This is a genomic window from Luteolibacter luteus (assembly GCF_012913485.1).
Taxonomy (GTDB): Bacteria; Verrucomicrobiota; Verrucomicrobiia; order Verrucomicrobiales; family Akkermansiaceae; genus Haloferula; species Haloferula lutea.
In genome coordinates this window covers 2,917,828-2,934,610 of the sequence record NZ_CP051774.1, presented here as the reverse complement: position 1 = coordinate 2,934,610, position 16,783 = coordinate 2,917,828, and the positions used below count along the sequence as shown (strand labels likewise).

General features: G+C 61.5%; 15 protein-coding genes. 7 read left to right on the top strand and 8 right to left on the bottom strand.

Features of this window, described 5'->3' with window-relative positions; translation table 11 throughout:
• Positions 1-18 precede the first annotated feature (18 nt).
• Both solA and HHL09_RS12260 read right to left on the bottom strand, forming a co-directional pair.
• Positions 19-1,131: an N-methyl-L-tryptophan oxidase gene (gene solA, locus HHL09_RS12265; protein WP_169454922.1), complete on the bottom strand. Its 1,113-nt coding sequence runs from the start codon at positions 1,129-1,131 to the stop codon at positions 19-21.
• A gap of 69 nt (positions 1,132-1,200) precedes the next feature.
• The gene (locus tag HHL09_RS12260) at positions 1,201-2,016 is read right to left on the bottom strand and encodes a ThuA domain-containing protein (protein ID WP_169454921.1); all 816 of its coding nucleotides are present in this window, start codon (positions 2,014-2,016) and stop codon (positions 1,201-1,203) included.
• 199 nt (positions 2,017-2,215) lie between these two features.
• On the opposite strand from HHL09_RS12260, the gene HHL09_RS12255 reads away from it, so the two are divergent.
• Both HHL09_RS12255 and HHL09_RS12250 read left to right on the top strand, forming a co-directional pair.
• Positions 2,216-2,542, top strand: a complete 327-nt coding sequence (locus HHL09_RS12255; RefSeq protein WP_169454920.1) for a hypothetical protein — start codon at positions 2,216-2,218, stop codon at positions 2,540-2,542.
• A 57-nt stretch (positions 2,543-2,599) separates the two neighbouring features.
• A complete protein-coding gene (locus tag HHL09_RS12250) occupies positions 2,600-3,460 on the top strand; it encodes a GNAT family N-acetyltransferase (protein WP_169454919.1) in 861 nt (286 codons plus the stop codon).
• Between the two features lie 443 nt (positions 3,461-3,903).
• Here HHL09_RS12250 and HHL09_RS12245 read toward each other — a convergent pair whose 3' ends face one another.
• A complete protein-coding gene (locus HHL09_RS12245; RefSeq protein WP_169454918.1) occupies positions 3,904-6,093 on the bottom strand; it encodes a S9 family peptidase in 2,190 nt (729 codons plus the stop codon).
• A 29-nt stretch (positions 6,094-6,122) separates the two neighbouring features.
• On the opposite strand from HHL09_RS12245, the gene HHL09_RS12240 reads away from it, so the two are divergent.
• The gene (locus HHL09_RS12240) at positions 6,123-6,689 is read left to right on the top strand and encodes a hypothetical protein (RefSeq protein ID WP_169454917.1); all 567 of its coding nucleotides are present in this window, start codon (positions 6,123-6,125) and stop codon (positions 6,687-6,689) included.
• A gap of 184 nt (positions 6,690-6,873) precedes the next feature.
• Here the strand turns inward: HHL09_RS12240 and HHL09_RS26855 are convergent, their stop codons facing one another.
• Genes HHL09_RS26855 through HHL09_RS12225 form a run of 3 tightly spaced genes read right to left on the bottom strand, consistent with a single transcriptional unit; the run spans position 6,874 to position 8,449 of the window.
• Positions 6,874-7,071, bottom strand: coding sequence for a hypothetical protein (locus HHL09_RS26855; protein WP_240963781.1), 198 nt, complete (start codon positions 7,069-7,071; stop codon positions 6,874-6,876).
• A 27-nt stretch (positions 7,072-7,098) separates the two neighbouring features.
• Entirely contained in the window at positions 7,099-7,272 is a 174-nt protein-coding gene (locus HHL09_RS12230) for a hypothetical protein (RefSeq protein ID WP_169454916.1), read from the bottom strand.
• A gap of 40 nt (positions 7,273-7,312) precedes the next feature.
• Entirely contained in the window at positions 7,313-8,449 is a 1,137-nt protein-coding gene (locus HHL09_RS12225; protein ID WP_169454915.1) for a hypothetical protein, read from the bottom strand.
• A gap of 111 nt (positions 8,450-8,560) precedes the next feature.
• On the opposite strand from HHL09_RS12225, the gene rseP reads away from it, so the two are divergent.
• From rseP to HHL09_RS12210, 3 genes are all read left to right on the top strand, one after another.
• Positions 8,561-10,000 (top strand): RIP metalloprotease RseP, encoded by a 1,440-nt coding sequence (gene rseP / locus HHL09_RS12220; RefSeq protein WP_169454914.1) that lies wholly within the window; start codon positions 8,561-8,563, stop codon positions 9,998-10,000.
• Positions 10,001-10,129: 129 nt separating this feature from the next.
• Complete coding sequence (locus HHL09_RS12215) at positions 10,130-11,320, top strand: family 43 glycosylhydrolase (protein WP_169454913.1); 1,191 nt, start codon at positions 10,130-10,132, stop codon at positions 11,318-11,320.
• Positions 11,317-12,732: a sulfatase family protein gene (locus HHL09_RS12210; protein ID WP_169454912.1), complete on the top strand. Its 1,416-nt coding sequence runs from the start codon at positions 11,317-11,319 to the stop codon at positions 12,730-12,732. The genes HHL09_RS12215 and HHL09_RS12210 overlap by 4 nt, the downstream gene beginning before the upstream one ends.
• A gap of 55 nt (positions 12,733-12,787) precedes the next feature.
• Here the strand turns inward: HHL09_RS12210 and HHL09_RS12205 are convergent, their stop codons facing one another.
• Positions 12,788-15,769 (bottom strand): Calx-beta domain-containing protein, encoded by a 2,982-nt coding sequence (locus HHL09_RS12205; protein ID WP_169454911.1) that lies wholly within the window; start codon positions 15,767-15,769, stop codon positions 12,788-12,790.
• A gap of 15 nt (positions 15,770-15,784) precedes the next feature.
• Positions 15,785-16,198, bottom strand: a complete 414-nt coding sequence (locus HHL09_RS12200) for a hypothetical protein (protein ID WP_169454910.1) — start codon at positions 16,196-16,198, stop codon at positions 15,785-15,787.
• Positions 16,199-16,367: 169 nt separating this feature from the next.
• Between HHL09_RS12200 and HHL09_RS12195 the strand changes: the two genes are divergently transcribed.
• Entirely contained in the window at positions 16,368-16,730 is a 363-nt protein-coding gene (locus HHL09_RS12195; protein ID WP_169454909.1) for a hypothetical protein, read from the top strand.
• The last annotated feature ends 53 nt before the right edge of the window (positions 16,731-16,783 follow it).

The following is a 16,783-nucleotide window of genomic DNA, read 5'->3' as shown; positions in this document are numbered from 1 at the left end:
TCGTCCCCCTTCTTCGTTTCAGTCGAAGCGACTTAAGCTCCATGGCAGCGTGCTTTCGTCATGTCTTCCGCTGGCCGCCATGTCCGCTGCCAGTTTCCCGAGAAGGATGGTGAATTTGAACCCGTGACCGCTGCACCCCGAGCAGATGATTATGCGCTTTGATCCGGGCGCACGATCTAGGATGAAATGTTCATCGGGTGTGATCGTGTAGAGGCATGATTGCGATGCGATGACTTCGCCGGACAGATCGGAGAAGCGGGTCGCGATGTGCTGCATGGCCCGCTCAACATGTCCTGCCATCACCGGGCGGTCTTTCCGATCCGGATCAAAGTCCATGCCTGCGTCGTGTGAGGCGAATTTGATGCCGGCCATTTCGCCGTCGGCGGGAAAGCCGTAGTACTCGCTAGGTTCTTCGATCCACACCGGGAGTTTGTCCGGTTGGAAAAGTTCCTCGTTCCTTGTGACTCCCGCGTAGATCACCTGCCGCAAGGCCGTGCGCAGCGGCAGTTTCAACGGTGCCAGCAGCTTTCCCATCCAAGGGCCTGCCGTGACGATCACCGCATCGAATCGTTCGGTTTGCGAGGCTGTGGAAACGAGAACAGCTCCGCCCTGCTCTTCCAGATGCAAGACCGGACTTTCCTCGTGAAGCCTCGCTCCTTGCGCTGTTGCCAGCCGGGCCTGAGCTAGCACACAGCGGGTTGCCCGGAGAAAGCCGGACTCCGCTTGGTAAATGGCCTCCGAGCCTAGACCGATATCGATCGCAGGAAAGCGAGTGGCGCTCTCTTCGCGGGAAAGTCGCTCGTAGGGCAACCCCGCTTCCTCAAGCGATCGCCGCGTGGCCTCAAGCTTTGGATCCCCTGCGGGTCCGAAGGTGATGCCGCCGCAGCGGACGAAAAGACTCTCCTCCGCTTCCCGCTCCAGATCGTCCCAGAGCTCGTAGGCTCCGGCCATCATCCGGGTGTGAAAAGGATCCGGATAGGTCTTCCGGATCATGCGGCTATGGCCGTGCGAGCTGCCGCGGTCATGCCCGGGCCGGAATTGCTCGAAGCCTACCGCTTCGTGGCCTGCCTTGGCCGGGAAGCGCAATGCCGCGGAACCGCTGCCACCGATCCCGATCACCGCGACCTTCATGGCTGAAGCATCGGAGCGATGAGGGTCACGGAATTGGGAAAGGATGGCAGGGGCCGAAAATTTGCCTGCTTACTTCTTCGGACGACCGAAGCCCGCCTTCGGACGGCCATTGGCATCGATCTTGTCCGTGGCCCAGAGCACGCCCTTCGCCACCATGTCGAGGTAGCGGGCATCTTCCACGGTGGCATTGTTGTGGCCGATCGTGGTGGCAAAGACCCGGGTCTTCTTCTTGCCGTAGAGGTTCGTCCAAACCACCACGGAATCCTTTTCCCCATCCTGCTTGCCCGTAGCCAGCGTGTGGGAGCTGTCGAAGACTTGGATGTTGTTGTAGAGTTCCTCATTCACAGTGGTCCAATCCACCGCTCCCTTGGTGACCGGGTGGTTCTTGTCCTCGAACTTGATCTCGATTGGCTTTTGCGCGCCGTGGCGGCTCGATTGGAGACCCAGGAATTCGAACCACAGGGCATCCTTGCTGTTTTTCTTCACCTTGTTGCCGAAATCGCCCACGCGGTAGCTGTGCATCGCGCAGTGGAGCGCCACGCCCGGGATGCCATCCTCATGCGGCTTCAGCACGCCTTTCACCACCTCCTCGTCCTTGATGTCGGCGGCGCATTCATCGTGGATCACCACGTCGTAGCCTTCCGCATAGTCCGGGTTCCCGTAGATCGGCAGTTTTGGCGCGGTGCTGCCATCGTCCACGTGGATCTGGGTCACTTCCACGTTGATGCGGGATTCCAGCCCTTTCTTCAGGATCTCGGTCTGCGCCTTGTAGTCGTGGCAGCAGCCGCCGGTGATCAGCATCACCTTCAGGGGCTTTGCTTCCTGCGCGAAGGCGGCGGCGGAAAACAGGGCAAGAACGACCGGGAGGCCGGAGAGGATTTTCATATCGGACAGATGCTATGAGGTGCTTGGAGGCTGGCAAGGAGTCTCGCTACCGCGATCGGGTGAGGTCGAATTCCGGCCAGCAGCGGCTCCATACAGCAGAAAATTCCGGATTTGTTCATACAAACCGCCGTCTTTCCCGTTCTTGCACCCTCGCCCTCGCTGTGCCAGCATGACAGGTGAGAAAGGAGTGTTTATCGCTATGAAGGAACTGTTCGATGCGTGGCAGTCCGTCGACCGCAACAAGATCGCGGCGCTGCTGAGCGTGATTCCCGGCCTCGGCCACCTCTACAAGCATCACTATCTGGCAGGCGCAGGCATCCTGATCGTGGGCAATACGCTCATGATCTTCATCGCCGCCTGGTTGGCCATTGCCACCGTGGGCCTGTCGCTGATCGTCGTGCCCGCGATGTGGGTCGCCTCGATCGCTTATTCCGCCTACTGCGCGCCCGACCAGCACGGGGCTCATCCGTGGCTCCACGTCTGGGAGCACCGCTGGGCGAATGCCTTCCGCCGGGGTAAACCTTAGGTGTAAGGCCGCGCTGGCTGCTTGCGGCGGGGAAACGTGCCGGTCTATTTGAACGGCATGGCTCTCGAACTTGTGCCTGCTACCGAGGATCAGGTCCCCCGGCTCTCCCAGATTTGCCATGAGGCATTTTCCTCGCTTCATGATCGCTTCAGCATCGAGCGGGACATTCCGAATGCCGAGGTCGGTGAAATGATCATCGCCCAGACGGTAAAGCGGCCGGATTACACCGGTGTCATGGCGGTGCTGGATGGCCAGGTGGTCGGCTCGAATTTCCTCCTCCATTCCGATGAGGTGGCCGGGGTGGGTCCGATCACCGTCGATCCGAAGGTCCAGTCGAAGGGCATCGGCAAGGCCCTCATGCAGTGGGTCATCGATGAAGCGCGACGCCGGGAAATCCGCCAGACCCGTCTTTTCCAAGAAGGGCTGAATACCACTTCGCTCTCGCTCTATACGGCGCTTGGCTTCGACTGGAGGGATTCCGCCGTCCTGATGCAATCCCTGCCTGCCAGCGAGGAAGATCCCAGCATCCGCCCGCTCGTCGCGGAGGATCTTGATGCAGTGGCCGCCCTTTCGAAGCACACCTATGGCTTTTCCCGTGCCAAGGACGCGGCCCAGTTGCTGGAATGGCAGACGCCGGGATTTGTCCGCGAGCGTGATGGCAAGGTGACGGGTTACCTTCTCGCGACTCTCTTCGGCCACGCGGGAGCGGAGTCCGACGAGGACCTGCTTGTCCTCATTTCCCAAGCTGCCCGGCATCTGCCGCCGCCGCTGGCACGCTTTATCTGCCCGATGGCTAGGCCGGCCTTTTACCGGCAGGCGCTGGCCGAGGGGCATCGTACGATGAAGATGCTCTCCTACATGTCCCTCGGTGACTTTGTTCCGCCGCAGGGGGCCTTCTTGCCGTCGATCCAAGCGTAGAGGCTCGGGAGCTTGCCTTGGGGTTCCCGCGACCGGTGGGGACCACTGAAATTTCCAGCCTGTTCCGCCTGTTATAACAGGGAAATTAACAGGCGGCACGCTGGACCACAGCGAAGGGGACGTTGACAAGTTCCTGGCGAGCGGGTGGTGGAGGAATTCGCCAAAGCTTTGGATGGAGATAGGCATGCCATCCGGGAAATTCGCAGATGTTGCGGATCGGTTCTACTGCCAAGGTGGGATGAAGGAACTTAGGAGCCTCCCCGCACCCATCCAGGGTGCCCTACTCTTATCTTGAAGACCCAGGGTTGCGCGCGGCGCGCTTACCCTGGGCTTTCTCCCGGTGGCCGCGTCGGGGCTCTCGAAGAGGTGGGCTTCACCTTGCTTGGGCTGTCCGTTGGTTGTCCCTTGGGCGCTTTGGAGTGCTGGAGGCGCTTCGTCGTTCCTCAGCGCGCTGAGCCGAGATGTGCCTTGAAGAAATCCACGCGCCTGCGCTGGGCGTAGCGTTCCTCGCCGCTTCCGTGGTTTCGCCCGGTCATGGGCAGGAATTCGAAGTCCTTGTCCGCGGCAATCAGCGCATTGATGACCTGGTAAGTTGAGGAGGGATCCACGTTGGTATCCACCTCACCGACGGTCAGGAGCAGGGCTCCTTGCAGGTTCCTTGCATGCGTCACGTTCGAGTTGTCCGCATACTCCGGGCCCACCGGCCAATCCATCCATTGTTCGTTCCACCAGATCTTGTCCATGCGGTTGTCGTGGCATCCGCAATCCGCCACCGCCGCCTTGTAGAAGTCTCCATGGAAGAGCATCGCGCCCAGTGCGTTCTGGCCGCCTGCCGAGCCGCCGAAGATCCCCACGCGTTCCAGATCCAACTGCGGGTACTTTGCTGCCGCTGCCTTCAGCCAGGCGATGCGATCCGGAAAACCCGCGTCTTTCAGGTTCTTATAGCAGAAGTGGTGGAACTCCTTGCTGCGGTTTGCCGTCCCCTTGCCATCGATCTGCACGACGATGAAGCCGTGGACCGCGATCTCATGCTTCGGCATCATCCAAGGGTTCCATGCCTTCGGCACGAAGGAATCCTGGGGACCTGCATAGATGTTCTCGATCACCGGATACTTCTTTGCCGGGTCGAAATCGGGCGGGCGGCAGATGATGCCGTGAATATCGAACTTCCCGTCGCGATCCTTTGCCACGAAGGGCTCCGGCAGCGGCCAGCCGGTCGCCCGAAGCTTCGAGTCATCTGCCTTCGCCAGAGTTGCCACCAGCGAACCATCCTCCCATTTCCGCAACTCCGTCACCGGAGCGCTGTCCACGCGTGACCAACGGCAAACGTAGTACTTGCCGCCGGGTGCCCGCTCGAATCGGTCGTGCGTGCCATCCGCTTCGGTCAGCGGTACCAGCTTCCCGGTGTCGATCGAAACCCGGGCGTAGTGGATGTAATAGGGGTCCTGCCCCTTGTAGCAACCGGAGATCTTCAGCAGCACCTCGCGGTTCTGTTCATCCACATCCACCACTTCGCGCACGATCCATTCGCCCTTGGTAAGCTGCCGTTTGGTCGAGCCATCGCTGCCATTCAGCAGGTAAAGGTGCTTCCAGCCGTCGCGCTCGGACATCCACAGGATCTCGTCGCCGTCGTTCAAGTCACGGCGGAAGCTATTGCCATACACGAAGACGAAGGTGTCGCTCTCCTCGCGCACCAGGACGCGCTGCTTCCGTGCCGCGCTGTCGATCTCGATGATGTTATGCTTGCCGAAGCCGCGTTCAACGAATTCGAAGGTCAGCCGCTTCGAGTCCTTCCGCCATTCCAGTTGGCGGCATTCGAAGGGATTTGCGATCAGTGATTCATCCGCCGCGATCGCTTCTTCATTTCCAGTGAAGAAAACCCAAGGCGCGCGAGTGTCGATCTCATCACCCGGCTTCGGATACTCGCGGGTGAAATGCTTCGGTTGCAGCTGATCCTTCGGTGAGGATTCGATGTAGTGGACGATGCGCTCTTCCACATCCTTCTCCTTCCACATCGCGAAGCGCGAGGAATCCGGTGCCCAGACCGGCTCGCTGCGGAACTCCCCTGCATCATCCTTTCTCGCGAGCTCGCGCTCCTTGCCGTCCTTCGTGTCCTTCAGCTTCACCGCACCCTCTTGCAGCGATACTTCCCAGCGGCCATCGGGAGACTTCCATGCCACGTGCTGACGATTGCCGCCGCGCTGCTCCCCATCGTCCCGGCGCGGCCTGCGCCTTTCATCCCGGCGTGGCGGACCTTGTGGCGGCTCGGCTTCGCTCAAGCGGTTTCCTTCGGCCTTCCGCCAACCTTCCGCGGTCTCGAGAAACACCCCGCCCTTCTCGCCGGCGCGGAAGTCCTTGAACTCCGGTGAGCCTTCCACCGCGGGTTCCGATCGTCCCGTCGCCGGATCGATCTTCATCAGCCGCTTTCCCTCAGCGGTCTGCAGCACATAGAGCAGCACCGAGCCATCGGGTGCCCAAGAGACATCGACCGACTCGTTCAGCACTGTCGTCTTCGCCACCCCGTACCAACGGCCGGTCAGCTCGTTGAAGGAGGCGAGGTTCCCATGATCCGCCCGGGCGGTCATCAGGGGCATGGACAGGCAGGCGAGGAGAACTGCTGGACGGAGTTTCATGCGTCTTCTAGGTCTATGGAACGATGAGAATGAATGTCTCCGTTCACCCCCTCCAGCGATTGTCGGGTCAATGGCTGAATCTCCAGCCAAGGATCGCGAAATGGCCGATTCGTGTGGCCACGATTTTCACCGCCGCGCTCCTTGCCGCCTCCTGTGTTCCGCCTGCTCCGGGCCCCGGTCCTATCCAAGGCCCTGGTCCGGGTCATGGCCCCGGCTGGAGCGGCTCGGAATCCTCCGCATACCGCGCCGGTCATTCCGATGGCAGCCGCGACAAGCGCCAAGGCAGGAAATACAATCCTTACTACGGGCGCGACCGCTTCCCACCTGCCTCCCGTGACAGCTACGTCCAAGGTTACAATGCGGGTTACCGCAACGCGAACGACAACCCGTGGAGCCAGCGCCGCGCCTACGAGCTGGGTCAGGATCGGGGACGCAGCGATCGCCAAGCCGGACGACCGATGAATCCGGACCGTCACTCCGGTGAGGTCCCGCGGGCGGTGCGGAATGATTTCAACCGTGGTTATCGGGACGGCTGGAATTCCGTGCGCCCCGGGCCGGGGAGACCTCCAATCTCGCCGAGGCCGACGCCGTATTGAACGGTGCATGGGGATCGGCAACCAGAGATGCCCTGCGTGCCTCTCGTCCCAACGGGCGAGGGGCGAAGCTTCGCCCAATGCGATAGCCTGTGGAGGGACGGCGTTCCTGCTGGCCGGGAGAATGGATCGAGAGGCGGACAAGAGTGTCCGCGCTCCATTCTCTCGAGTGGACCTACCGAAATTTTCAGTAGGTCGGCAGGTTTTCGCCGCTGCCGCCGCCGGAATCGTACTGTTGGCCTCCGTCCCAGGTCTTGCCCTGGATCTTGTTACCGATACCGGTTCCCAAGAGCTTCAGGTCGCGCCCGAAGCCGATGGTGGTATTGCAGGAGGACGTCAGCGATGCAGCCGCACCGAGCACCAGTAGAGCGATGAGTTTCTTCATGGGTCGGAATCAGGGATGTTGCCGGTCTTAGTAGGTCGGCAGGCTATCCTGCTGCTGATTGCCGTTCCATTCACGGCCATGCGCCTTGTTTTCCATTCCGGTTCCAAGCAAGCGAAGGTCCCGGCCAAATCCAATGGCCGTATTGCAGGATGAAAGCGAAATAGCGGCGCCCAGCGCCAACAAAGCCAGCAGCTTCTTCATGTGACGGAGTGGTAATCTGGATTCGAAGCGATGCAATTGCTTAATTTTCCTTAAGTTCTTTTCGAAGGTTCACGATTTCCTCGCGGATCTCAAAAATTGAATCCTTCAGCGCTTCCAAGGCCCGGCTGTGGTCATTGTCGTCGGCCGCGGCGATCAATTCCGAGCAAGCCGCCAGCGCATCATTCTGCCAGCCGAGGCAGCGCTTGAGCATGGCCAGCACGTAGCCGGTCTCCCGTTCGTAGTCCCCATTCAGGGCACCCGCCAGTTTTCCGGCCACCTGCATGAGCGCGGCGTTCAAGGTCGGGCCGGCGGGGTGTTCGCCACCCGCGCGGGTCAAATCGATTCCGCGGATCACCAGATCCTGCGCCCGGGCTTGGAGCGGGTGCTGCCGCATGTCGGCCTCCTCATCCCAATCCTCCCGCTCGCTGTCTTCCGGCTTCCAAGTGGGGGCCTCCACCGGCTCCGGTGATTCGTTTTCCTCCGCGAGTGCTTCAAGCAGGCCGTCCCAACCCATCGCAAAGGCCTCTTTCCGTTCTGCATCCGGATCATCCAAGTACTTCTCCAGCACTTCCTGATACGCGTCGGCCAGCCGGTCCGACTCCTTCAGGCGCTCTTCCCACTGGAATTCATCCTCCTCGTCGCCGTCATCGCCCGGCCGATCCGTCGGTTCGATCCGCCGCACCAGCACGTTCATGAAATCGCGCATGGCCTGCATGTTCGCCAGCTTCTGGGCCTCCTCCGCATCGTCATCCATTTCCCAGACGTGCTCGGAGAGCTCGAGGGCGAAGTCGCAGGTTTCGATCACCACGCGGCCGTTCTCCTCGCTAAACCACTCCAAGTACAGGGTGTTCTTCCAGCAAAAGGGGATCTGCTGGCGAGCGGCATACATCGCCGCGAATTCCTCATTGGAAACCAGCGGCACCTTATTTTTCCGGGAGGCGGTCATGTCTCCCACCACCCCCTTTTGCGGGGACGCGAGGTCCGTATTCGGCTGCGGTTTCGGCTCCGGATTCCGGAAGTTCAGCCGGGTTCCGGCCAGATCGCGCCAGCAATCGCCGGTGAGGTCCAACTCCACAGGTTGTTCGCGGCCAAGCAGCCACAACCAGCCGGTGGTTTTCCCCTCGACCGTGTTGTCGATCTCGCCGCGCACCACGGCTTCGTCGATTCGCCACGCCACGGCGCGGAGCTTCTGAATTTCCCCCCCGGCCCGTCAATAGCTGTTGGGTTCCAGCGGGGTTTAACTTCTTGAAGCATTTAAGGTCGCGGCTACGCTATGCCTGCAATCCCCATGTCGGACCCCGTCAATCCTTTCCAGATCGCGATGCTCATCTTCGTGGTGCTCGTGATCTTCAATCTGATTATCTTCGTCCATGAACTTGGCCACTACTGGGCGGCCAAATGGCGTGGCCTGAAGATCGACCGCTTTCAAATCTGGTTCGGGAAGCCGATCTGGAGCAAGACGATCAATGGAGTGCAGTGGGGTCTCGGCTGGATTCCTGCCGGTGGCTTCGTGGCCCTGCCGCAGATGGCCCCGATGGAAGCGATCGAGGGTGGCAATCTCGACCGCGAGCCGCTGCCACCGATCAAGCCGCTGGACAAGATCATCGTGGCCTTCGCCGGCCCCCTCTTCTCCTTCCTGCTGGCCCTGACCGCCGCCGTGGGTGTTTCCATCTTCGGAAAGCCTGCCGACATCGTGCCGACGACCACGATCGGCTGGGTCGAACCCGGTAGCCCGGCTTCCAAGGCCGGCCTCCAGCGCGATGACAAGATCCTGGCGGTCAACAACACCCCGGTCAGCAGCTGGGAAGGCACGCTCGACAGCGTCCAGCTGAACATTGTCACCAGCCGTGGCTCCCACATCGAGTTCACCGTGGACCGCCCCGGCCAAGGCGTCGTGAAGCTGCACTCCGAGTTTGAGATTCCGGAGACGCCCAAGTGGTGGCAGCGCCGCGCCGTGCGAAATGTCGGCATCCAGCCGATCGGCGTCGGACCGGTCACCATCGGCATCGCACCGGAAGAATTCGTCAAAAACCCGCCCGCGGGCAAAGCCGGTCTGAAGGATGGTGACACGCTGCTCAGCATCAATGACACGCCGATCCTTTCCGATGACCAGGCGCTCTACCTCCTGAAGGAAAATGGCGCGAAGCCGGTCAGCATCGGCTACGAGCGCGAGGGTAACAAGGCGACCGCCACCGTGACCCCGGTGGTGCCGATTTCCCCGAAGGACGACACCGCCCGGCCGATGATCGGCGTCGGCCTGTCACAAGAACTCGTGGTGAATCGCGAGATCATCAAGCCGGGCGCCTTCAAGCAGATCGGCGACACGGTGAAGATGATGTGGATCACCATCACCAGCGTCATCGCTCCGGATTCCAGCATCGGCGTCCAGCACCTCAGCGGTCCCATCGGCATCGGCAAGCTGCAGTACTTCATGCTGCAGATGGACTATCCTGCGCTGCGCATCCTCGGCTTCCTGGTGCTGCTCAATATCAACCTGGCAATTCTCAACATGCTGCCCTTCCCGGTGCTGGATGGCGGTCACATCGTCTTGGCCACCATGGAGTGGATCGCGAAGCGGCCGGTGCGGGTGAAGCTGCTGGAATACATCCAGCTCTGCTTCGTCTTCCTGCTCTTCGGGGTGATGCTCTACGTCAGTTCGAAGGACGCGATGGATGACTTCGGCCGCGGTAGCGGTCGCAACGAGCCTCTTGTCTTCCCGGCGAACTGAGCTTGGATTTCCAGCGCTTTAACCGGAGGCGGATCCTTTTGGGTCCGCCTTTTTTTATGGGTTGCTCGGGATCTGCGGGCCCTCCGTCGCATTTCTCCCCGGAACAAATCTCCCTTTGACCGGTTCCTAATGACGCGTTTCGTCACCACACCCGTGCGTCTCGCGACACTCTTCCTCATGCCGCTTCGTTTCCTGATCCTTTCCACTCTTGCGCTTGCCCCGCTTATTGCGGAGGAGGCCGCCCCTGCCCCGCCCGGCGCGAAAGAAGCGCTCCCCAGCCTCCGCGAGCCGATGCCTCGTGCGGAGATCGAAGCGGGGTTAGCCCGTCATGACCGCGCACTCTTCATCAAGGGCGGATGGATCCGGGATCCCTACATTGTCCTCGGGCCCGATGACTTCTATTACCTCACCGGCACGACTCCGAATCCGGGTGATCCGCGCGAGCAATCGGACCCTTACAACATCGGCCTCGGACCGGATTCCATCGTCGGTGGGACGGTGCAAGTGTGGCGAAGCAAGGACCTCATCGACTGGGAATCGCTCGGGACGCCCTTCACACTCAAGGACAGCTTTCGCCCGAAGCCCGGACATCTGGTCTGGGCCCCGGAGCTCCACTGGATGGGCGACCGCTGGGCGCTGGTTCATTGTCCCGCGGAGAAGGCGAGCTTTGCCCTGAGTGAGGGCCCCGATCTCAAGGGACCATGGACCCATCCGATGAAGGGGAAGCTTGGCCGCAAGCATGATCCCTCGCTCTTCAAGGATGGCGATACCTGGTACATGCTCTGGGAAAACACCTCGATCGCCCCGCTGAGCAAGGACCTCAGCCAATTCACCGCCGAGCCCGTGCGCATCGATCCCGCGGGTAGCCGCCCCGGGCCGGAGGGCAAGCCGATCAGCCGCATCGGACATGAGGGAGCCACGATGATCAAGGTGGGCGACCAATACGTGCACCTCGGCACCGCGTGGTCGACAGACCGGGGAAGAAAGGGCTCCTATAACCTCTACTACTGCACCTCTAACAAGATCACCGGCCCCTATGGCGCGCGGAAGTTCGCCGGCCGTTTCCTGGGCCATGGCACGCCTTTCCAGACCCGCGATGGCAAATGGTGGTGCACCGCTTTCTTCAACGCGAATGTCCCGCCGCTGCCACGTGAAGGCATCGAGAGCCGCGATCTCAAGGAGGACGCTCAAACCATCAATCCGCGCGGCACGACGATCGTCCCGCTGGAAGTCACGATGAAGGATGGCGAAGTAATCATCCGCGCCAAAGATCCCGCCTACGCCACGCCGGGCCCCGACGAAGTCCAGAAGTTCCAATGAAAGCTCTTGTCCTGTTCGCCTGCCTGCTGGCCTCCGTGGCCGGTTCATCGCAGGCCGAAGAAAAGCCCTCCCGTCCGAACATCCTCGTCATCCTCGCCGACGATTGCACCCACAGCGATCTCTCCTTCCACGGCGGTGAGAATGCGAAGACGCCGAACCTCGATGCCTTCGCCAAGCAAGGCACCGTCTTCGAGCGCGCCTATGTCAGCATGGCGATGTGCGCGCCCTGCCGATCCGAATTCTACAGCGGCCGCCTGCCGATCCGGAATGGCTGTGCATGGAACCAAGCGGCCTCCCGGCCCGGCACCCGCAGCATGCCGCACTATCTGGGCGAGCTCGGCTATCGCGTCGGTCTTGCGGGAAAGACGCATATCAAGCCCGCCACGGTGTATCCCTTCGAAGAGGTTTCCGGCTTCGATGAGAACTGCGTGCGCGAGCCCACGCTGCCCCACTCGCTGGATGGGGTGAAGAGATTCATCAGCCGCGATGCCGCGCAGCCCTTTTGCCTGGTGGTCGCTCTAACAGAGCCGCACGTGCCTTGGGTGATGGGCGATGCCGGTGCTTACCCTCCGCGCTCGATCAAGTTGCCGCCGAATCTCGCGGACACCCCGCGCACGCGGCAGGACTTCGGGCGCTATCTTGCGGAGATCACCTACATGGACGGCCAGGTGGGCGAGATTCTCAAGGCGCTTGAAGACGCCAAGCTGGACTCGAATACCCTTGTCGTTTTCTCGAGCGAGCAAGGAGCCCAATTCCCCGGGAACAAGTGGACGAACTACGACACCGGCCTGCACACCTCGATCGTCGCCCGCTGGCCCGGCGTGGTGCCTGCCGGCCGCCGCACGCCCGCGCTGGTCCAGTATGCGGATGTGCTTCCGACCTTCATCGAGCTCGCCGGTGGCAAGCCCGACGCCGCGGTCTTCGATGGCAGCAGCTTTGCTTCGGTTTTGCGTGGAGCCAGCGACAAGCACCGCGAGTTCACCTACGGGATGCACAACAATTATCCGGAAGGCCCTCCTTATCCCATCCGCTCGATCAGCGATGGCGAGTGGCGCTACATCCGGAACCTCACGCCGGAGCGCACCTATATCGAGAAGCATCTGATGGGCCGCACCGAGCACAATCCCTACTGGGGAAGCTGGGTCTTCACCGCCACCGAGAACCCGCGCCACCTCCATCTCGTGGAGCGCTTTCTCCACCGCCCTTCGGAAGAGCTCTATCACACCTCTGAAGATCGCTTCGAAATGAAGAACCTCGCCGCTGATCCCGCTCATGCGGAAATCAAGGCGCGCCTCGCGAAGGAGCTCGACCGCCACCTCGCCGATCAACTCGACCCGGGCGTGCCTCTGGATACCCCGGCAGCCAGTGAGGCGGCGAACAAGCTGAGCCCGCTGTATCCGGGCAAGCCTTGAGTGATTTCCGTCGCCCTACCTCCGGGTAGGGCGACGCGGCCCGGCCTTCGTGTAATCACTCCTTCGACCTGAGGCGGAAGAACCCGGCCCCTGCGCCTTCCGGAAGAATCCTCACCTTCAGGATCCCCTCTTCCGCATATGCCGCGCTGACCTTCGTCATCTTCGCGAGCACTGCGCCGCTCGCATCTGCGACGGGTTCCCAGTGCATCAAATCCGGCGACCACTCGATGACCACTGCTGCCGGATCCGATGGCACTCCACCGAGATCGACCTTGGCTTCGATGCCCTGTGCCGGATCCTGCGTGAAAGACCATACGGGTGCCGGTGCTCCTTCTGCCGGCCATACCCCTGTGCTTGTGCCTCCGGCAGCAGACCTTGCGATGTTGGCCTGTCCTTCCGCCGCACCTGGCTGCGGGAAGGCGTAGTATTCCACGCTACCCGCGGTCTCGGAGTTGGCTGCGACGACCGCGCAATCATCCAGCAGGGCGATCGCATAGCCGCTGTCGTGGGCGGTGCTGTTGATGAAGGAGGAGACCAGGCGGACCGGGGTTGAGGTGGGGGAATTCCAGAGCGTGACCCGGCGGTGGCCGCCTGGATCGGGGATGGGGCCGTGTCCGACCTGACCGTCGATCAGTCCATCGCCGACAAGGATGCGCCCGTTGCGTGTGGCCACTTGGCAGCCGAATCCATCTCTTCCTTGGTTCGCTCCGGATTCGAGACGCTTGATGAGAGTCGTGCCGTCTGCCGAGAACACCCAGACCGCTCCCGGATTGAAATGGGATGCTTCGCCAATCACGAGATAAGGGCCATGGGCCGAGACCGAATAGCCGAAGAACGCACGATCGATCGGCGCGGGGCTGGTGACCGTGATCTGGCGTGTGAAGGTCGTCAGATCATAGCCCTCCACCTTACCCTCATGGGGAGAGGAGATCCAGAGCATGCTCTCGGAGATCGCCAGCGAGAAGCCGAAGAGTCCGTGGGTCGGTGACTGGAGCGTTGCGAGGAGCTTGTTGGTCTTTATTTCGTTAACTTCCACCCGGCGCGGTCCGGATTCGCCGATACTGCCGTAGGAGGTCGCCAGAAGATTCGTGGACGCCACTTGTGCGGTCGGCCAGAAGCTTGTGACCATGTGCTTCCCTTTCGGTTTGCCGGTATTGGCGCCGCTCACGAGCGTGAAGCCCTTTCCGGTTCCCTTTGCCGCTGCGGCGAAGACGTTCTCGCCGTTTGTCGCGATGGCCAGGTTCTCATTGAAGCCATCCATGAACATGTCCGGCCGGAGCTTGGTACCGGCAGGCAGGGTGAGCTTCGGGCCCGGGCTCAGTTTTCCGCCGGTGAAGGCGAAGGATTCCAGAACCCTTCCATCTTTCTGCCCCGTCCACACGCGGTTACCGCTCGCGGCCAGCGTCTCGCCATGGAAGGACAGGCCGGGCACGAAGGTCATGACGGCTGCGGCGCTGTTTTCCGTGATCACCACCGGTGTCAGCATGGTGCGGCCCGCGGGCCGGGAGGGGCCGCTGATGGTGGCTTTCAGGTTTGCCGTGAAGTCATAAACCTGAGGCTGCTGTTCCCCTCCCGAGATGCGCAGCACGATATCGCCGGACGGGGTTTGCCCGAGGGAGGGCGTGCCGACGGTGGAGAGCGGGTCTTCCCACGCAGCGGTGAGATCCAGTGCCTCGCGGGTGCGCTCGTTATGGACCACAATTTCCTTCAGGGCCGGTCCCTCCGGGATGACGATGCCCGGGTGTGAAAGCAACGGAAGGCCGTCGAAGAATTCATAACGAACGTAGCCGTCCCGTATCCCGAATGTCAGCTCTCCTGCTTGGGCCTTGAAGGGCGCATGGGGAAAAACCTCGAGCAGCTCGCCGCTCGTGCCGTCGAATTGGCAGAACATCATGGTGCCACTGTCCATGGGGAGAGCCCGGGCATAGCGGAAGCCATCGCCGGCATCCGTGACGGGCCAGAAGGCTTTGAAGCCGAGCTGTCGTGCTTCGACCGTTGCCGCGCCGATGGAGAATTGCAGCACCGCCCCGGTGGTGCTGGTTGTGGTGTCCAAGGTGCCGACCACGAGGCCGCCGTTGTCCTTTTCCACTGCTTCCACCAGGCGTGCCCCGGAGCCGCGGATGCGTCCCAAGGTGACCGGATTATCGCAAAGCGCGCCTTGGAGCGCCGTGATGCGCAGTTTCAGGGATTCCGGGCGCTCGATCGTATAGTCTTCGATCAAGGGTACATCGATGTGCACCTCGCTTTGTCCCGCCGCGATGGTCGCGGACCCGGAGATCGAGGTGAAGTCCACCCCGGAGATGGCGCTTCCACCGGCCGTTTCATAGCTGAAGGTCACCGGCTGGGCTGCGGCTTGTTCTAACTTGGCCGTGAAGCGGAGCACCTCGTCCCGTTCTTCCGCGACGGGCCAATCGAGCGTTAACTGCCTGTCTTCGGAGAAGGCGATCCGGTGGACCCAGTCGCCGCCCGAGGTGCCGTTGAAAAAGATGCTCTCCGGTCCCGTGCTGATGGGCCAGCTGCCGTGGAGGCCCGGGGGCATTCCCACCGGCTTCAGGGTGTAGCCCGCCTTGCCGAATTCGAGCGTCGAAAGTTTGCCTTCGTCGAAGCTCCAGCGGGCGAGCTTTCCTCCGCATTCGATCCACCCGTCAGAGGTGCTCTCCTGCAGGGGATAGATGGCGGGTTTCCCGTTTCTCGCCGGATCGGAATAGCGGACGATGGAGTGTTTTGTTCCGGTGCTCGTTACGGCAAAATCCTTGCCGAAGAACGTGATCCAGCCGTGGGCCCCCGGCAGGGTGGTGATCTTCATCTTCAAGACATCGCTGCGGCTGAAGTCCGGATAAGCCATGCGGTGGATGTGGAACTTTCCGTTGCCATCGCGGGAGGTGAAGACGATGTCATTCTCCCTTTGGACAAGCTCCTGGACGCGAAGCGTGGTGGCGACCCGCCCGACCTGTTGGAAGGTATTGCGGTTGAAGAAGAGGATTCCGTCCCAAGCCTGGGCGACCACAATCCTTTGTACCGCGAAACGATCGCCCACCGAGCAAAGGGTGTCCTAGTTGTAGTTCAAGCGCTTGATCTGGACCGCGGGATTGCGGTTCACCATGTGGAAGCTGCCCCCATCGGGCAGGAAGATGTCATTCCCATGCGCAATGCACTTCGTCCACGTGTTCGCGCCGAGCCCCGGAGGGATGATTCGCTCGTTGTAGTTACTGCCATCCCTGTTCCAGAACTTCACCTTGCGCCATTCATAACGTGTTTTACCGGGCCATTCCTCGATGGCTACGGTCTCGGCGCTTACGATCATCGTCTCCGTTTCGAGAATCGGCTCGTAGGAAGCCGGATGTGCCTTGAAGGTGTTGGTAATCCGGCCTTGGGGAGCCTGTGCCCGCAGCACCGCGGAGGGCAGGAAAAGGGCCGCAAGGAGGCAGACGAAAGGGATGTGGCCGCGGAGGAGAGGGCAGATCATCGCGCGCGAACAACCGGATCGTGATATGTCATGTCAAGGATGACACGACGAAGAATTGGGGAAGAAGTCGCCCGGTTTTCCCGGCAGGCGTGAGACAGGAGCCGCGAAGTTGGCTTCCTTTATCCATTTCCCGCTTGGAACTTTCGCGGCGGGATTTCAGGTTCCCGCGATGTTTCAGATCGTTTTCAACGAAATCAGCGCCGCCGAGATCTCCCGTCTCGACACGCTGGAGCAGCTTGAACTTCTCGATGAGTTCAAGGTGACCGAACAGGATCTGGAAAACCTCGGGGACGAGCGTTTCGGCAAGATCGAGCGGGATGGCCGGGTGCTCTACCGTTTCCGCGCCAAGGACTGGCGTTTCTATTTCGAGGTGAAGGACGGCCTGGTGATCGTCCACCGGGTGCTTCACAAGGGCACTTTCACCGATTTCGCCTTCCGCTCGAAGATTCCGATCGGCGAGGACGAGGAGCTGGCGAAGTCGAAGCACTTCTGGAAATTGATCGACGAAGGCCGCGCCGCCCGCCGCCTGTGAGGCGCGGGCCAGTGGGAATCAAGGCCTGCCGTGGATTTTGTGCTTTCCGCCGG